The sequence below is a fragment of the Phormidium sp. CCY1219 genome, from assembly GCF_035615515.1.
GTDB lineage: Bacteria > Cyanobacteriota > Cyanobacteriia > Cyanobacteriales > Laspinemataceae > CCY1219.
On sequence record NZ_JAJENT010000327.1, the window covers coordinates 1 to 206 of the forward strand.

General features: G+C 56.8%; 1 protein-coding gene. It reads left to right on the forward strand.

The features are described 5' to 3' along the window. Positions 1 to 206: hypothetical protein (locus LKK83_RS05765; RefSeq protein ID WP_324629984.1), on the forward strand; the 206-nt coding region annotated here is incomplete at both ends.

Genomic DNA, 206 nt, shown 5'->3' on the forward strand with positions numbered 1-206 from the left:
ACCACCAACGATAGCGACGAAAACCCCTTTAATTTCCCCATTAGCGGTACCGTTGATGCAGCAAATACCGGTGGTGGAGGTGGTGGGGGTACCGGTGGCGGTACTGGCGCACTTCCGCCCTTACCCCCCATCGATAGCGAGGTTCCCAGCGATGGCGGGGGTACTCCCACCGCGTGCGAATTATCCATCTGTAACGAAAACCTAAT